The organism is Methylobacterium sp. P1-11, from assembly GCF_008329595.1.
GTDB lineage: Bacteria > Pseudomonadota > Alphaproteobacteria > Rhizobiales > Beijerinckiaceae > Methylobacterium.
This window is the reverse complement of the sequence record NZ_NPKS01000003.1, coordinates 188,199-202,797: the sequence shown is the minus strand read 5'-3', so window position 1 is coordinate 202,797 and position 14,599 is coordinate 188,199. Positions and strand designations below refer to the sequence as shown.

The window sequence follows — 14,599 nt, the reverse complement described above, 5'->3', positions numbered from 1 at the left end:
GGGGCCTCAGGCCGCCTGCGACTCGACCCGGTTCCGCCCGGCCGCCTTGGCCCGGTAGAGGGCGAGGTCGGCGCGCCGGAGCATGTCGGCGGGGTCGAGATCCTCGATCCGGCGGACCGCGACGCCGATCGAGACGGTGACCGACACCGTCCGGCTGGCCCGCAGCACCGAGAACGGTACCGCCTCGACGCGCTCGCGGATGCGCTCGGCAATGCCCTGCGCCTCGACGAGCCCCGCCTCCGGCAGGATCACCACCACCTCCTCGCCGCCGTAGCGCGCCACGATGTCGATGGGCCGCGTGTGCTGCCGGACTCGCTCGGCGAAGCCGCGCAGCACCTCGTCGCCGGCCTCGTGGCCGAAGCTGTCGTTGATGCCCTTGAAGTGGTCGATGTCGAGGATCAGCGCGGCGAGCGTCGAGCGGCGGGCGGCCTCGTCGCCGAACAGCGTGCCGAGATGGTTGTCGAGGTAGCGCCGGTTGTGCAGGCCGGTGAGCGCGTCGGTCACGGCCATCTTCAGCGAGGCCTGCATCGCCCCGCGGAGCGCCTCCGTGAAGCGCTTGCGCTTCACCTGGGTGCGGACCCGCGCCATCAGCTCGTTGCGGTCGACCGGCCGCATCAGGAAGTCGTGCACGCCGAAATCCAGGCCGCGGACCACCCGGGCGCGGTCGTATTCCTCGGCGAGCATGATCAGCGGCATCGCCCGCGTCCGGTCGAGGGACCGGAGCTGGCTGCACAGGCGCAGGCCGTCGAAGCCCGCCAGGTCGAGGCTCACCAGGGCGAGGTCGAAGGGCTCGTCGGCGGCGAGGTGCAGGGCCTCCTGCGGGTCGGGCTCGACCGTGACGACATGGTGCTGGCGCAGGGCCCCGGCGAGGCGCTCGGCCGATCCGGGGCGGTCCTCGATCAGCAGGATCCTTGCGTCGAGGCCGGTCTCGGCGGTGGCCAGCGCCAGGGGATCGCCGATCCCGAACTCGCGCGAGGCGAGCGCGCGCTGGCGCAGCTCGTCCGTCACCGCCTTGAGGCGCACGAGGCTGCGCACCCGGGAGAACAGGGCCGTGTCGTCCACGGGCTTGGTCAGGAAGTCGTCGGCCCCGGCATCGAGGCCGCGCAGGCGGTCCGCGGGCTGGTCGAGGGCCGTGACCATCACCACCGGGATATGGGCCGTGAGCGGGTTGTTCTTGAGGTGCCGGCAGACTTCGAACCCGTCCATGCCGGGCATCATCACGTCGAGCAGGACGAGGTCGCAGAGGCCCTTCTCGCAGATCGCGATCGCGTCCCGGCCGTTCATGGCCGCGAGGGTGTCGAAATATTCCAGCCCGAGCTTCGTCTCGAGAAGCCTGACGTTCGGGAAGAGATCGTCGACGATCAGGACACGGGCCGACATGCTTCCTCGTCAGGGCGCGGCAGAGCGGCCCGAACCGGGCACCGTGGGCCATGGGTGCGCGCCGCCGGGCAGCCGCAGGGGCCTTGGCGGACACGACGGGGCGGACGGTTGAACCGGTCACCCGCCCCGGCGCGGCCGGGGGACCGGTTCAACGGCACGCCTCGCCGGCGTCATCGCGGTTCAAGATAGGCCCGAACCGTTGCCAAAAACTTCGCGACCGAGATCGGCTTCGACAGGTAGGCCTCGCAGCCGCCCTCGCGGATCCGCTCCTCGTCGCCCTTCATGGCGAAGGCCGTGATGGCGATCACCGGAATGCTCTTGAGGTCGTCGTCCTCCTTGAGCCATTTCGTCACCTCGAGTCCGGAGACCTCGGGGAGCTGGATGTCCATGAGGATCAGGTCGGGATGATGGGCGCGCGCCAGCTCGATCGCCTCGATGCCGTGGGCGGTCTTGAGCGTCGCGTAGCCGTTCGCCTCCAGGAGATCGTTGAACAGCTTCATGTTCAACTCGTTGTCCTCGACGATCAGCACCGTTTTCTTCATGATCCGTTGTCCCGGTGCGCGCCGATCATGATTAGCGGGCCCTGAAGCCCCTCCGTCACCTTTGTAGCGTTCACATGTTGATGAATGGCAAACCTGTTCAAGGGGATGATTCGGCCGAGAGGCTCGCCCTGGACGTTCTTTTGTGGATCGCGGGGGACGAGGACCGTCTGCTGCCCTTCCTGGCGGCGAGCGGACTCAGCCCCGACACGCTCCGCGAGAGTGCCCGGGAGCCGGCCTTCCTGGTGGGCGTCCTCGACCACGTGATGGGCGACGAGAACGTGCTCGTCGCCTGCGCGAGTGGCCTCGGCATCAAGCCCGAGCGGATCGCGGCGGCCTGGCAGCGCCTGTCGCCGCGGCCGGACGACGAGTGGGTGTGAGGCGGGCCTCGTCCGGGCGGTCGGACGCGATCCGAGACCCGGCAGGGAGCCTGGCCCTCAGGGCGTGCAGCCCTTGCCCGCCTCCTTGTCGGACCGCCCGGCCTTGGTGTCGATGTCGAGGGCGGTCATGTCGCCCAGAATGGCGAAGTCGCCGTAATCGAGCTTGAGCGCGCCGCTGACGCCGTTCTCGTAGAGGTCGAAGCCGAGGGTGTAGATCGGCGTCCGCTCCCCGGCGCCCTCCGTGTAGTAGCTCAGGCGGACCGGCCAGTGGGGCATGGCGGCGAGCGACCCCTCGCGCAGGGGCTTGTCCCGGGTCGAGCCGGACGCCGCGGCCGGGCCGGTCTCGGTGTGACCGATCACCGCGAAGGTGTCGTAGATCTTCTTGCCGTCGTCCGAGCCGTCGTAGACCTTGACCGAGAGGGTCGACTGTCCGGCCCGCGCCGCCTCGATCAGGCGGCGCATATGCTCGCTCGGGAACAGGACCGGCCCGTCGACGGAGAAGGGTTTCGGGCCGCCCTTCAGCTTCACCGTGAGGGCATTGCCCTGCTCGGAGGCGGTGCCGTCCACGGGGGCGGCGGGCTGGTTGTTGGTGAGCGTCGTCGTCTTGAACCGGAACTCGCGGCCCTCCCCGCCCTCGAAGGTGGTGCTGCGCATGTCGGACAGGCGGGTGCCGGTCTCGCCGGAGGAGAGTTCCGTCACCTGCCGGGTCAGCATCGTGTAGCCGCGGCAGGCATCGCCCCGAAAGTCGATGACGATGCGTCCGCGGGCGCTCTCCACCGAGCGGGTGCCGCCGCCCTCGGCGAGCGACAGGTCGTAGACGGCGCGGTGATTGGCCAGCACGATCGCCGGTGCCTGCGCCTTGGCCTCCGGTTCGGGCGCGGCGGGCGGGGCCGCCTGCGCGCTCCAGGCGGAGACGAGAAGGCCGGCGGTCAGCATTCGGGAGAGGCGCAGGCGCATGGACAACCTCGGTTCAGTCCGCCGCAGATAGCAGGCTCAGGGAATCGGGCAATGCTTGGGCGACGGCGCGGGACATTCCGCCTTCGGGATGCACCGGCCGCGCGCTCCCCGTTCCATCGTGGAACGGTCGAAGCCGGCGGCCTCTCCGGCATCCCGGGGCCGCCCAGCGGCGCCCGGGATCCACGCATGCCGGCGCGCCAGCGATGGCACGGGCGGCTCGGGATTGCCTGCCTCCGGCGTGCCCCCCCGGCGCCGGGCTCGCCTGCGGCGCCCCGGGATGACGCGGGGGAGGACATCCCGTCCGCGGCCGCCCTACCGGTAACCCTCCGCCTGCAGGGTGAACAGCTCCGCGTAGCGCCCGCCCCGCGCCATCAGGGCGGCGTGGCTCCCCTCCTCCAGCACCCGGCCGCCCTCCAGCACCAGGATGCGGTCGGCCATGCGCACCGTGGAGAAGCGGTGCGAGATCAGCACCGCCGTCCGCCCGGCCGACAATTCCCGGAACCGCGCGAACACGTCGTGCTCGGCCCGGGCGTCGAGGGCCGCGGTCGGCTCGTCGAGGATCAGGATCTCGGCCTCGCGCATGTAGGCCCGGGACAGCGCGACCTTCTGCCACTCGCCCCCGGAGAGGTCGAGGCCGCCGGCGAAGCGCTTGCCGAGCGGCTGGGCGTAACCCTCGGGCAGGCGCTCGATCACCGGCGCGGCGAGCCCCCGGGCGGCCGCGGCCGCGATGCGCGCCGCGTCCCCGGCGGCCTCGATCCGGCCGACTGCGACGTTCTCGCCCGCGGTGAGGTCGAAGCGGACGAAATCCTGGAAGATCGCCCCGATCCGCGCGCGCAGGTCGTCGAGGTCGTAGGCGGTGAGCGGCACCCCGTCGAGGAGCACCCGGCCCTCCTGCGGGTCGTAGAGCCGGGTCATCAGCTTGACGATCGTGGTCTTGCCGGCGCCGTTGCCGCCGACCAGCGCCACGGTCTCCCCGGCCCGCACCGCGAAGGACAGGCCGCGCAGCGCCCAGGTCTCCGTACCCGGATAGCGGTAGCCGACCGCCTCGAAGACCAGCCCCGTGCGGAGCGGGCTCGGCACCGGAACCGGTCGCGCCGGCGCGCGGATCTGCGGCCGGATCGCGAAGAAGGAGTAGAAATCGTCGAGATACTGCGCCTGGCCGGTGATCTGCGTCAGCCCGAGGAGCAGCCCCTCCAGGCCGCCGCGCAGGCGCTGGAAGGCGCCCGCCAGGAAGGCGAGGTCGCCCACCGAGAAGGATCCCGCTACCGTCCGCCAGACGATCACCGCGTAGGCGGCGTAATAGGCGAGCGTGCCCAGGCTCGCGAAGGCGAAGCCCCAGCCGGCCCGGGCGGTGGCGAGGCTGCGGTTCTCGGCGAGCAGCCGGCGTGCCACGGTGGCGTAGAGCCCGGTCACGTAGCCCGAGAGGCCGAACAGCTTGACCTCCTTGGCGGTCTCGACGCTGGCACCGAGATAGCGCAGGTAGTCGATCCGCCGCCGCTCCGGGCTGCGGATCCAGGCGAGGCGGTAGCCGGCCTTGGTGAAGTGCCATTCGTTGAGGATGGCCGGGACCAGGGCGGCGGCGATCAGGACCACGAGCCAGGGCGTGAAGGCCGCGACGCCGACCGCCAGGGTCGCGAGGGTCAGGAGCCCCTGCAACTGGCCGAACACCGTCCCGATGAGGCCGGTGCGGCCGCTGACCTGCCGGCGCGCCCGCTCCAGCCGGTCCTGCTGGGCGCTGTCCTCGAATTGCGCGAGGTCGAGGGCGGCGGCATGCGCCATCAGCCGCAGGGAGGCCGCGTTGGCGTAGAGATCGCCGATCAGCGTCTCGATGAGGCTCGTGAGCCGGCCGGTGAGGTCGGCGACCAGGGCGAGGCCGAACTCGGCGGCGACGAGGCCGGCGAGCCGCGCCCGGCCGGGATCGGCGAGCCACTCCGCGAGCCCCGCCTCCGGCGCCGGCCGGGCGTGCTCGGCCACGATCCCGTCGAGGATCAGCTTGGCGAGGTAGAGGGTCAGGACCGGCAGGCAGGCCGCCACGAGGCGTAAGGACAGGCTCGCGGCCAGCAGGCGCGGGCTCGCGGCGGCGATCTCGCGGAACAGGGTCGGCAGGTAGCGCAGGGCGCCCAGGCGCTCGCCCAGGCGCTCACCCAGCCTCGGCGCCCGCCCGGTCATCCCTCGGGGATTGCTCACCGGATCTCGGGTGTGGATTGGACGACGCGCAAGAACAGCATTAACTGTAGATGCATATAGTTTTAATCCTCGTCGAGTGGTGCGTGCTCAGCGGTCCTGCAATCCTCAGAGTTTCGGTCCTTCTTATCATTGCCGGCCTACTCGCGGCGGTGGTGCAGGTCCTGTTGCCGAGCCCTGTGCCCGGACCGGCGTCTCCGCCCGCCTCCGCTCCGTCGGCGCCGGCGGTCCCCGAAGTCGCGCCGCCGGTCGCGCGGCTCGAGCCGGCCCCCGCCCCCTCCGCGGCGGTCGAGCCCGCCCCTTCGTCGGCCGGCAAGAGTCCGGCGCCGGCCGGGCCGACGCAGATGCCGTCCGACGCGATGGCGTTCCCCGCCGATCCGCCGGCGCCTCCGGAGTCGCACGATCAGGCCCAGGGGCAGGAGGCGGCTGGTCAGGCGGAGGTCGAGCGGGCGGAGGATAGCGCCGGCCCACGGGCCCTGGCGGTGGTCGACTTGAACACCGCCTCGGTGGCGGATCTCAACCGCCTGCGCGGCGGCGGTTCCATCGGCCGGGCGATCGTCGCCAAGCGGCCCTACACGTCGGTGGAGCAATTGCTGTCGAAGCGGGTGCTCAGCCGGTCGGTCTACGAGAAGATCAAGGATCAGGTGACGGTGCGGTGAGGCCGGGCTCGCGCCCCGTCCGGACGCGGGCGATCTCCGGCCCAGGCCCAGGCCCAGGCCGGGCGGGACGGACCCCGCCCGCCATCCCGCGGGGCCGCGCGGCGCGGCCCCGGAGCGGAGGTCTCAGAGCTTCGTGTCGAAGATCTCGGCGACCTGCGGGATGTCCTTGTCGCCCCGGCCCGACATGTTCATCACCATCAGGTGCTCGGCCGGGCGCTGGGGCGCGAGTTCCAGCACCTTGGAGAGCGCATGGGCCGGCTCCAGGGCGGGGATGATCCCCTCCAGCATCGAGCAGAGCTTGAACGCCTCCAGCGTCTCGGAATCGGTCGCCGACAGGTAGGTGACCCGGCCCATCTCGTGGAGCCACGCGTGCTCGGGGCCGATGCCCGGATAGTCGAGGCCCGCCGAGATCGAGTGCGCGTCGGCGATCTGGCCGTCGCCGTCCATCAGCAGGTAGGTGCGGTTGCCGTGGAGCACCCCCGGCTTGCCGCCCGTGAGCGAGGCCGCGTGCAGGCCCGACTGGACGCCGTGACCCGCCGCCTCGACGCCGAAGATCTCGATCTCGCGGTCGTCGAGGAATGGGTGGAACAGACCCATGGCGTTCGAGCCGCCGCCGATGCAGGCGACGAGCGAGTCCGGGAGCCGGCCCTCCTGGGCGATCATCTGCTCGCGGGTCTCACGGCCGATCACCGACTGGAAGTCGCGGACCATGGCGGGGTACGGGTGCGGTCCCGCCACCGTGCCGATGCAGTAGAACGTGTCGGCGACGTTGGTGACCCAGTCGCGCAGGGCCTCGTTCATGGCGTCCTTGAGGGTCTTGGTGCCGGATTCCACCGGGATCACCTCGGCGCCGAGCATCTTCATGCGGAAGACGTTGGGCGCCTGCCGGGCGACGTCGACCGCGCCCATGTAGACGACGCATTTGAGGCCGAAGCGCGCGCAGAGGGTCGCGGTGGCGACGCCGTGCTGGCCGGCGCCGGTCTCGGCGATGATCCGCGGCTTGCCCATGCGGCGGGCCAGCAGGATCTGGCCCAGCACGTTGTTCACCTTGTGGGAGCCGGTATGGTTCAGCTCCTCGCGCTTGAAATAGACCTTGGCCCCCTGCCCCGCCGGCGCCTTGGCGCGCAGGTGCTCGGTGATGCGCTCGGCGTAGTAGAGCGGGCTCGGCCGGCCGATATAGTGGGTGCCGTAGCTCTCCATGTCGGCCTGGAAGGTCGGGTCCGTCTTGGCCGCCTCGTAGGCCGCCTCAAGCTCGAGGATCAGCGGCATCAGCGTCTCGGCGACGAAGCGGCCGCCAAAGATGCCGAAGCGGCCGCGCTCGTCGGGGCCGGTGCGGAAGGAGTTGGGCTCGGGGGCGATGGTCACGGGATGAGTCCTGGCGCGCGAGTCGATGGTTTGCCGGGTGCCTAGACCCATGTGGTCGCCGCTGCAATGCGGCCTGGTGCGCGTAACCGGATCGGGTGCCGGGGCGAACAGGCTGTCAGCATCCGGCAGGAGACTGGCCATGGCTCTTCGCGACACGATCCGCCCGCTCCTCGGGGCGGCCCTGGGGCTCGGCCTCGCCGGGGCGCTCCTGCTGCCCCGGCTGCCGGCCTTCGCCGAGGAGGCGCCCCGGCGCCTGCCGGAGGCGGCGGCCCGCGCGACCGAGCCGCCCGGATCGCGCGTGGCCGTGTTCGCCGGCGGCTGCTTCTGGGGCGTGCAGGGCGTGTTCCAGCACGTGCGCGGGGTGAGCAACGCGGTGTCGGGCTATGCCGGCGGCGCACGCGCGGAGGCGGATTACCGGAGCGTGAGCGGCGGCGGGACCGGTCATGCCGAGGCCGTGGCGGTCACCTACGACCCGGCCGCGATCCGCTACGACGAGCTCCTGCGGATCTTCTTCTCGGTGGCGCTCGACCCGACCCAGGTGGACCGCCAGGGACCCGATGCCGGGCGCCAGTATCGCTCGGCCCTGTTCCCGCAGGATGCCGAGCAGGCCCGGGTCGCGCGGGCCTACATCGCCCAGCTCGACGGGGCGAAGGCCTATGCGCGGCCGGTCGCCACCCGGATCGAGCCCGGCGCCGCGTTCTTCCCGGCGGAGGGCTACCACCAGGACTTCATGGCGCTGCACCCGGACCACCCGTACATCGCCGCCAACGACGCGCCGAAGCTCGAAGCCCTGAAGCAGCTGTTCCCGGAGCGGACGGCGGCGCAGCCGGTCCTGGTCAAAAGCCCGCCGGCGTGAGGCTGCAAGCCGCTGCTGTCTCACCTGCTCCGTCAACACGAGCGTAGCGAAGTGACCCAGGGCAGCGCGACATCGCCCGGCGTAGAGGTCCCCTGGATTGCTTCGCTGCGCTCGCAAAGACGGCGCTGCGGGATCCAGTCCGCGTGCGGGTCGGTCCGCCGCCTTCCCCTATTCCTCCGGCGGCCGCGGCCGGCCGAAATCCGGGGCCGCGGTCTCCTGGCCCTGCGCCACGATGCTGCGCCGGATCGCGCGGGTGCGGGTGAACATCGCGTGGAGCGCGTCGCCGTCGCCCCAGCGCACCGCCTTGGCGAGCGCCGACAGGTCCTCGTTGAACCGGCCGAGCATCTCCAGCACCGCGTCGCGGTTGTTGAGGAAGATGTCCCGCCACATGGTCGGGTCGGACGCCGCGATGCGGGTGAAATCGCGGAATCCGCTCGCCGAGAACTTGATCACCTCGGATTGCGTCGCCGATTCGAGGTCGGCGGCGGTGCCGACGATATTGTAGGCGATCAGGTGCGGGAGGTGGCTGGTGATGGCCAGCACGTGGTCGTGGTGCTCGGCGCTCATCGCCTCGACATTGGCGCCCATCCCCTCCCACAGGGTCCGCACGCAGGCCACCGCCGCCGGATCGGTGCCCTCGGGCGGGGTCAGGATGCACCAGCGGCCCTGGAACAGGGTCGCGAAGCCGGCATCCGGCCCCGAGAACTCGGTCCCGGCGATCGGGTGGCCGGGGACCAGGGCGACGCCCTCGGGCAGGTGCGGCCGGATCGCCGCCACCACAGCGCCCTTCACCGAGCCGACATCCGACACGATCGCGCCGGGCTTGAGATGCGGCGCCATCTCGGCCGCCGCCGCGCCGATGGCGCCGACCGGCACGCACAGGATGACGAGGTCGGTATCGGCCGCGCCCTCCGCCGGGTCGTCGGTGACCACGTCGGCGATGCCGAGCGCGCGCACCCGGTCGCGCACGGCCTCGTCGCGGTCCACCGCCACGATCGTGCGGGCGAGATTGTAGCGGCGCGCCGCCCGGGCGATCGAGGATCCGATCAGCCCGAGGCCGACGATGGCGAGGCGGCCGACAGCCGGCGTCTCGGCCCTGGGCGTCTCAGGCATGGGTGCCCCGCACGAAGTCGCCGAGCGCCGCCAGGAACGCCGTGTTGGCCTCGGCGCCGGCCACCGTCACCCGCAGGGCGTTGGGCAGGCCGTAGGCGGTGACGCGGCGGGTGATGAGGCCGCGCTCGGTGAGGAACGCGTCCGCGTCCTCCGCCGAGCGGCCCGGTGCGTCGGGGAAGTGGATCAGCAGGAAGTTCGCGACGCTCGGCGTGACCTGCAGGCCGAGCGCCCGGGCGCCCTCGGTCAGCTTGGGCAGCCACTCCGCATTGTGGGCGGCGGCGGCCGCCATATGCGCCTCGTCGGCGATCGCCGCCGAGCCCGCGGCGATCGCCGGCCCCGAGACGTTGAACGGGCCCCGGATGCGGTTGACCGCGTCCGCCACGTGCGACGGCGCGACCATCCAGCCGATCCGCACGGCGGCGAGGCCGTGGATCTTCGAGAAGGTGCGGGTCATCACGACGTTCTCGGCCTCGAGCGCCAGCTCGAGCCCGGCCGAGTAGTCGTTCGCCCGGACGTACTCGGCGTAGGCGCCGTCGATCACCAGCAGCACGTGCGCTGGCAGGCCGGCGTGGAGGCGGCGGATCTCGTCGAAGGGCAGGTAGGTGCCGGTCGGGTTGTTGGGATTCGTGACGTAGACGATCCGGGTCCGGTCCGTGACCCGCGCCAGGATCGCGTCGACGTCGACGGTGAGGTCGCGCTCGGGCGCGACCACCGGCTCGCCCCCCGAGGCCAGGATGGCGATCCGGTAGACCAGGAATCCGTGCTCCGAGTAGATCCCCTCGGTGCCCGGCCCGCCATACGCATAGGCGAGCAGCGAGAGCAGCTCGTCCGAGCCCGCGCCGCAGACGATCCGCTCGGGATCGAGCCCGTAGCGCCGGGCGATGGCGGTGCGCAGCACGGTGGCGCGCCCGTCCGGGTAGGTCTCGAGCTTGGCGGTCGCGTCGTGGAGCGCGGCCAGCGCCGCGGGGCTGGGGCCGAGCGGCGTCTCGTTGGAGGACAGCTTGTAGACCGTGCCGCCGCCGGGCCGACTGCTCTTGCCGGGTACGTAGGTGTCGATCGCCAGGACGCCGGGGCGCGGTTCCGGACGGGCGGGTCGGGGGGCGGACATTGCAGTGCGACTCGGGATGCGCGGGGTTCGGTCGGTTCCGCGTCCGTCTACAGCATTTCCTTTGCCGGTGAACCCGGGCTCTCCTCAGGAGGTGGCGGCCGGGTCCGGGCGGGCCGAAGCCGCCGCGTTGCAGGGCCGCCGCGCCGCGCATTCCCTCGGCAACACGCGTCCCTGCCGATCCCGGGCGTCCCCGACCGCGAAGACGATTCAGGATGCATCCCATTCGAGATGGATCGGACGGCGCCGGGGCGTCTTGTACGCCCGCACGGAGTCATGGCTGTATGCCGGAGCTACGCCGGCAGGCGCCCGATGCGAAGGACCGATCTCATGCCCCTCGAACGTTACCTGGATGGCGGCGCCCATCTCCTCCCCGCCGACGAGACCCTGATCCGCTTCGGCATGACCAACGGCCAGCGGGTGATCGCGGTGGAAGTTCCGGTCCCCGTGCTGCGTCAGCACTTCGGCGGCGGCGCTGACCTCGCGCCCCTGGAACTGTTCGCCCGCAATCAGGCTGTGATCGAGGCCGCGGCGAGTCAGGCCTATGACCGGACCGCGACCCCGAACGACCTCCTGGATCTGGGGCCGGAGGATTTCGACACGCGGCCTGCTTCGGCCAAGCCCTGACGGGCAGGTTGCGACCGGTCGGGCCGGTTCGGGCGCGCCGCGGCAAATCGGCGACGCGCAAATGCCGCGGGGCACTCGCCACGTTTCGGCCTGTTGAACCGGCAGAACAGGGGCGCGTCGGGCGCGCCCCGCCCCGCAACCCCTGGATGGATCGACGATGCCCGGTGACCTGATCCCCTGCAGCCTGTTCCTGATCGGGATCCTCGTGTCGGTCGCCGCGGATTGCCGCCTGCGCCGTGCCGAGGCGGCCCCGTGGGCCAATGGCTGCATCACGGCCGCCGGCGCCGCCCTGGTCTTCGCGGCCTGCGCGGCTGCGATGCTCTGAGGAACCGTCAGACATCGGACGGATTTTCCCAGCGGCAGCCGGGCACGCGCCCGGAGGCGCGGCTGGCTGGGCGGGGTTTCCATGGTTTCGATGCAGGCGCTGATCGGCTGCGGTCTCGTGCTCACCGGCATCCTGATCGAGAGCGCGGCGAGCCGGCACTGGCGGGCGGGCGTCCGCGCGGACCGGCTGGATGTCCGGGCCGCCCTCGCGCTCGGCCTGCCCGCCCTGGGGCTCGCCGTGATGGCCGCACCGATCGCGTGAGTGACCTGCCGGACACCGGATCGCGCCCGATCGGCCGTGGAGGAGCGCCGAGGCCCGTGTTCCGCGGCACCTCGGGCGCCGTGCTCCGATCGTAGAGGTCCATCTCGAAAGGCGGAGCCTCGAGATGAGCATCGTAGCGGATATCGTTTTCTTCTTCCTGATCGACGCGATCGAGGCCGCTTGGCGGTACGGGAGGCGGCGTCTCTTCGGGGCAGCCCCCTCGCCCGGCCGGTCCCCGGGCGCGGAGACAGACCCCGACGCGCGGGATCGTCCGGGCCGCTCGACCCGGCCCGCGCCGGACGGAGAGGGCGCGCGTTGACGCTCGGCCCCCCGCGCATTACCTCCGCAACGCTGGCCGCGTCGGGCGAGTGCGGCGCGTCAGGCGGCACCGTGCTCTCCCGGTCCGGATCCGAACGGATACACGGTCGTCAAGACCCGCCATGGATACCCAAACGGACACGGCCCTGAGGCCGGACCCGATCGACGAGCCGGCACGGCGCGCGTCCGAGCGCTCGCAGGCGCTCGACCCGAAGAGCCCGGTGGCCTGCTTCTCCACGGAGAGGCCGCTGCTCACCGATGCCGGCGTCGAACTCGCGCCCTTCCAGATCGCCTACCAGACCGCCGGCACGCTCAACGCCGCGCGTTCGAACGCGGTGCTGATCTGCCACGCGCTCACCGGCGACCAGTACTTCGCCCACACCCATCCGGTCACCGGCAAGCCCGGCTGGTGGGAGACACTGGTCGGCCCCGGCAAGCCGATCGACACCGACCGCTACTTCGTCGTCTGCTCGAACGTCATCGGCTCCTGCATGGGCTCCACCGGCCCGGCCTCGATCGATCCGGCCACGGGACGGCCCTACGGGCTGAACTTCCCGCTGGTGACGATCCGCGACATGGTGCGGGCCCAGGCGATGCTGCTGGAGCATCTCGGCATCCAGGACCTGTTCCTGTGCATCGGCGGCTCGATGGGCGGGATGCAGGTGCTGCAATGGGCGGCGCTCTATCCCGAGCGCGTCTTCGCCGCGATGCCGATCGCCACCGGCGCCCGCCATTCCGCGCAGAACATCGCCTTCCACGAGGTCGGCCGGCAGGCGATCATGGCCGATCCCGCCTGGGCCGACGGGCGCTACCTCGAGGCGGGCACGCGGCCGGCCAAGGGCTTGGGCGTCGCCCGGATGGGCGCGCACATCACCTACCTGTCCGAGCCGGCCCTGCACCGGAAGTTCGGCCGGCGCTTCCAGGGCGGCACGGCGCCGACCTTCTCGTTCAACGCCGATTTCCAGATCGAGAGCTACCTGCGCCACCAGGGCCTGAGCTTCGTCGAGCGGTTCGACGCCAACGCCTACCTCTACCTGACCCGGGCGATGGACTATTTCGACCTCGCCGAGGACCATGGCGGCGTGCTCGCCAACGCCTTCCGGGGCACCAAGACCCGCTTCTGCGTGATCTCGTTCACCTCGGACTGGCTGTTCCCGACCCGCGATTCTCGGGCGATCGTGCACGCGCTCAACGCCGCCGCTGCGCCGGTGGCCTTCGTGGAGGTCGAGAGCGACAAGGGCCACGACGCCTTCCTGCTCGACGAGCCGGCGATGTTCTCCGCGGCCCGCGGCTTCATCGACGCCGCTGCCCGGGCGCGCGGGCTGTGACGCGGATGGCGAGCGGCAAGCTGCCCCTGGGCAAGACGCAGCACGCCGCGCCCTGGGAGAGCGCGGAGGCCCTCCCCCATACGGCCGAGGGCAACGGCGCCCGCGTCGACCACCTCGTCGTGCTCGGCCTCGTCCCGGCTGGCGCCCGGGTCCTCGATATCGGTTGCGGCGACGGCTCGCTGCTGGCGCTGCTGCGCGACCGCCGCGGCATCGACGGGCGCGGGATCGAGCTGTCCCGGGAGGGCGTGAACGCCTGCCTCGCCCGCGGCCTGTCGGTGATCCAGGGCGACGCCGACACCGACCTCGCCAACTACCCGGACGGCGCCTTCGACGTGGTGGTCCTGTCCCAGACCATCCAGGCGACCCGCAATCCCCGGGTCGTGCTGGAGCACCTGCTGCGCATCGGCCGGCAGGTGATCATCTCGTTCCCGAATTTCGGGCACTGGCGCGTGCGCTCCGAGCTGGCGTTCCGCGGGCGGATGCCGGTCACCGAGATCATGCCGGACGCGTGGTGGGAGACGCCCAACATCCACCACTGCACGATCCGCGACTTCGTCGGCCTGTGCCGCCTGATCGGCGCCCGGATCGAGCACGCCACGGCGCTCGACGCCCGCGGCCGGCCGATGCGGTTCTCCATGCCCTGGTGGGTCTGGAACCTGTTCGGCGCGCAGGGCGTGTTCCTGCTCCGGCGCGCGGAGGCCGGGCCCTAGCGCCGCTCCCGGTCGTGTCGCGACGGTTCGGAAGGACGGCGACCCCGGTCGTGACAGTCACACCATGCCCCCTCTCTCGTGCGGGAGAGGGTTGGGGTGAGGGACCGGACGCTTCAGGACGGAGCGCGCCGCTGACGCGCAAGGACGGCGTGCCTCGTCCGGACAGACCTGATCCCTCACCCTGTCCCTCTCCCGACGGATCTCGGGCCTGCCCGAGATGCGCCCGAGGAGCCCAAGTCGGGTAAGCCCGACTTGGGTGGAGTGGGGACCCGCGCCTCGTGCGGCACGGGCTCGGCGATTGCTTCCGTCCCAACTCGATCGGGAGCGGCTCCAGCGTCGCGCCATTGTCCGGGCCCTGAGGGCGGCGCCCGGCGCCTCTCTCCTGGGAACACCGGCCTCGGGCGCGCCCGCCGCGCACCGGCCGGGCAGTGCCGGCGACAGTCTGAAATAGAACAGAAACGGAGCTTGGCTATTTCTGATCGCGTTCCCGTG

General features: G+C 71.7%; 15 protein-coding genes. 8 read left to right on the top strand and 7 right to left on the bottom strand.

What is annotated here, in order from left to right:
* Positions 1-6 precede the first annotated feature (6 nt).
* Positions 7-1,380 carry a PleD family two-component system response regulator gene (locus CIW48_RS05005; protein ID WP_149309600.1) on the bottom strand — a complete coding sequence of 458 codons (1,374 nt, stop codon included), beginning with the start codon at positions 1,378-1,380 and terminating at the stop codon, positions 7-9.
* Between the two features lie 170 nt (positions 1,381-1,550).
* Entirely contained in the window at positions 1,551-1,922 is a 372-nt protein-coding gene (locus CIW48_RS05000; RefSeq protein ID WP_007560977.1) for a response regulator, read from the bottom strand.
* 74 nt (positions 1,923-1,996) lie between these two features.
* Here CIW48_RS05000 and CIW48_RS04995 point away from each other — a divergent pair, with 74 nt between their 5' ends.
* Positions 1,997-2,299 (top strand): DUF3572 domain-containing protein, encoded by a 303-nt coding sequence (locus CIW48_RS04995; protein ID WP_348645121.1) that lies wholly within the window; start codon positions 1,997-1,999, stop codon positions 2,297-2,299.
* Positions 2,300-2,356: 57 nt separating this feature from the next.
* Here the strand turns inward: CIW48_RS04995 and CIW48_RS04990 are convergent, their stop codons facing one another.
* Both CIW48_RS04990 and CIW48_RS04985 read right to left on the bottom strand, forming a co-directional pair.
* The gene (locus CIW48_RS04990) at positions 2,357-3,256 is read right to left on the bottom strand and encodes a cell envelope integrity EipB family protein (RefSeq protein ID WP_149309597.1); all 900 of its coding nucleotides are present in this window, start codon (positions 3,254-3,256) and stop codon (positions 2,357-2,359) included.
* Positions 3,257-3,568: 312 nt separating this feature from the next.
* Positions 3,569-5,425 (bottom strand): ABC transporter ATP-binding protein, encoded by a 1,857-nt coding sequence (locus CIW48_RS04985; protein ID WP_149309730.1) that lies wholly within the window; start codon positions 5,423-5,425, stop codon positions 3,569-3,571.
* A 359-nt stretch (positions 5,426-5,784) separates the two neighbouring features.
* Between CIW48_RS04985 and CIW48_RS04980 the strand changes: the two genes are divergently transcribed.
* The gene (locus tag CIW48_RS04980) at positions 5,785-6,099 is read left to right on the top strand and encodes a helix-hairpin-helix domain-containing protein (RefSeq protein WP_149309595.1); all 315 of its coding nucleotides are present in this window, start codon (positions 5,785-5,787) and stop codon (positions 6,097-6,099) included.
* Between the two features lie 123 nt (positions 6,100-6,222).
* Here the strand turns inward: CIW48_RS04980 and trpB are convergent, their stop codons facing one another.
* A complete protein-coding gene (gene trpB / locus CIW48_RS04975) occupies positions 6,223-7,464 on the bottom strand; it encodes a tryptophan synthase subunit beta (RefSeq protein ID WP_149309593.1) in 1,242 nt (413 codons plus the stop codon).
* A gap of 139 nt (positions 7,465-7,603) precedes the next feature.
* On the opposite strand from trpB, the gene msrA reads away from it, so the two are divergent.
* The gene (gene msrA / locus CIW48_RS04970; RefSeq protein ID WP_149309591.1) at positions 7,604-8,320 is read left to right on the top strand and encodes a peptide-methionine (S)-S-oxide reductase MsrA; all 717 of its coding nucleotides are present in this window, start codon (positions 7,604-7,606) and stop codon (positions 8,318-8,320) included.
* Between the two features lie 168 nt (positions 8,321-8,488).
* Here msrA and CIW48_RS04965 read toward each other — a convergent pair whose 3' ends face one another.
* The gene (locus CIW48_RS04965) at positions 8,489-9,433 is read right to left on the bottom strand and encodes a prephenate/arogenate dehydrogenase family protein (protein WP_149309589.1); all 945 of its coding nucleotides are present in this window, start codon (positions 9,431-9,433) and stop codon (positions 8,489-8,491) included.
* On the bottom strand, positions 9,426-10,541 hold the full coding sequence (locus CIW48_RS04960; RefSeq protein WP_149309587.1) for a histidinol-phosphate transaminase: 1,116 nt from the start codon (positions 10,539-10,541) through the stop codon (positions 9,426-9,428). Before CIW48_RS04960 ends, CIW48_RS04965 begins: the two co-directional genes overlap by 8 nt.
* A 327-nt stretch (positions 10,542-10,868) precedes the next feature.
* Here CIW48_RS04960 and CIW48_RS04955 point away from each other — a divergent pair, with 327 nt between their 5' ends.
* The 5 genes from CIW48_RS04955 to metW all read left to right on the top strand — a co-directional run bounded on the left by CIW48_RS04955 (position 10,869) and on the right by metW (position 14,107).
* Positions 10,869-11,165, top strand: coding sequence for a hypothetical protein (locus CIW48_RS04955; protein WP_149309585.1), 297 nt, complete (start codon positions 10,869-10,871; stop codon positions 11,163-11,165).
* 157 nt (positions 11,166-11,322) lie between these two features.
* Complete coding sequence (locus CIW48_RS33115; protein ID WP_173009179.1) at positions 11,323-11,490, top strand: hypothetical protein; 168 nt, start codon at positions 11,323-11,325, stop codon at positions 11,488-11,490.
* A gap of 81 nt (positions 11,491-11,571) precedes the next feature.
* Positions 11,572-11,751 carry a hypothetical protein gene (locus CIW48_RS04950; protein ID WP_012318859.1) on the top strand — a complete coding sequence of 60 codons (180 nt, stop codon included), beginning with the start codon at positions 11,572-11,574 and terminating at the stop codon, positions 11,749-11,751.
* Positions 11,752-12,191: 440 nt separating this feature from the next.
* Complete coding sequence (locus CIW48_RS04945) at positions 12,192-13,397, top strand: homoserine O-acetyltransferase (protein WP_091775909.1); 1,206 nt, start codon at positions 12,192-12,194, stop codon at positions 13,395-13,397.
* A 5-nt stretch (positions 13,398-13,402) separates the two neighbouring features.
* The gene (gene metW / locus CIW48_RS04940) at positions 13,403-14,107 is read left to right on the top strand and encodes a methionine biosynthesis protein MetW (protein ID WP_091775906.1); all 705 of its coding nucleotides are present in this window, start codon (positions 13,403-13,405) and stop codon (positions 14,105-14,107) included.
* Positions 14,108-14,599: the final 492 nt, after the last annotated feature.

What these genes read in the sequence shown, in the direction of transcription:
- CIW48_RS04965 (WP_149309589.1), bottom strand. Translation starts at nt 9,433, where the DNA reads ATGCCTGAGACGCCCAGGGCCGAGACGCCGGCTGTCGGCCGCCTCGCC.
- CIW48_RS05005 (WP_149309600.1), bottom strand. Translation starts at nt 1,380, where the DNA reads ATGTCGGCCCGTGTCCTGATCGTCGACGATCTCTTCCCGAACGTCAGG.
- CIW48_RS04950 (WP_012318859.1), top strand. Translation starts at nt 11,572, where the DNA reads ATGGTTTCGATGCAGGCGCTGATCGGCTGCGGTCTCGTGCTCACCGGC.
- CIW48_RS04985 (WP_149309730.1), bottom strand. Translation starts at nt 5,425, where the DNA reads ATGACCGGGCGGGCGCCGAGGCTGGGTGAGCGCCTGGGCGAGCGCCTG.
- CIW48_RS33115 (WP_173009179.1), top strand. Translation starts at nt 11,323, where the DNA reads ATGCCCGGTGACCTGATCCCCTGCAGCCTGTTCCTGATCGGGATCCTC.
- CIW48_RS04995 (WP_348645121.1), top strand. Translation starts at nt 1,997, where the DNA reads ATGTTGATGAATGGCAAACCTGTTCAAGGGGATGATTCGGCCGAGAGG.
- CIW48_RS04955 (WP_149309585.1), top strand. Translation starts at nt 10,869, where the DNA reads ATGCCCCTCGAACGTTACCTGGATGGCGGCGCCCATCTCCTCCCCGCC.
- CIW48_RS05000 (WP_007560977.1), bottom strand. Translation starts at nt 1,922, where the DNA reads ATGAAGAAAACGGTGCTGATCGTCGAGGACAACGAGTTGAACATGAAG.
- CIW48_RS04980 (WP_149309595.1), top strand. Translation starts at nt 5,785, where the DNA reads ATGCCGTCCGACGCGATGGCGTTCCCCGCCGATCCGCCGGCGCCTCCG.
- CIW48_RS04945 (WP_091775909.1), top strand. Translation starts at nt 12,192, where the DNA reads ATGGATACCCAAACGGACACGGCCCTGAGGCCGGACCCGATCGACGAG.
- CIW48_RS04990 (WP_149309597.1), bottom strand. Translation starts at nt 3,256, where the DNA reads ATGCGCCTGCGCCTCTCCCGAATGCTGACCGCCGGCCTTCTCGTCTCC.
- CIW48_RS04960 (WP_149309587.1), bottom strand. Translation starts at nt 10,541, where the DNA reads ATGTCCGCCCCCCGACCCGCCCGTCCGGAACCGCGCCCCGGCGTCCTG.
- metW (WP_091775906.1), top strand. Translation starts at nt 13,403, where the DNA reads ATGGCGAGCGGCAAGCTGCCCCTGGGCAAGACGCAGCACGCCGCGCCC.
- msrA (WP_149309591.1), top strand. Translation starts at nt 7,604, where the DNA reads ATGGCTCTTCGCGACACGATCCGCCCGCTCCTCGGGGCGGCCCTGGGG.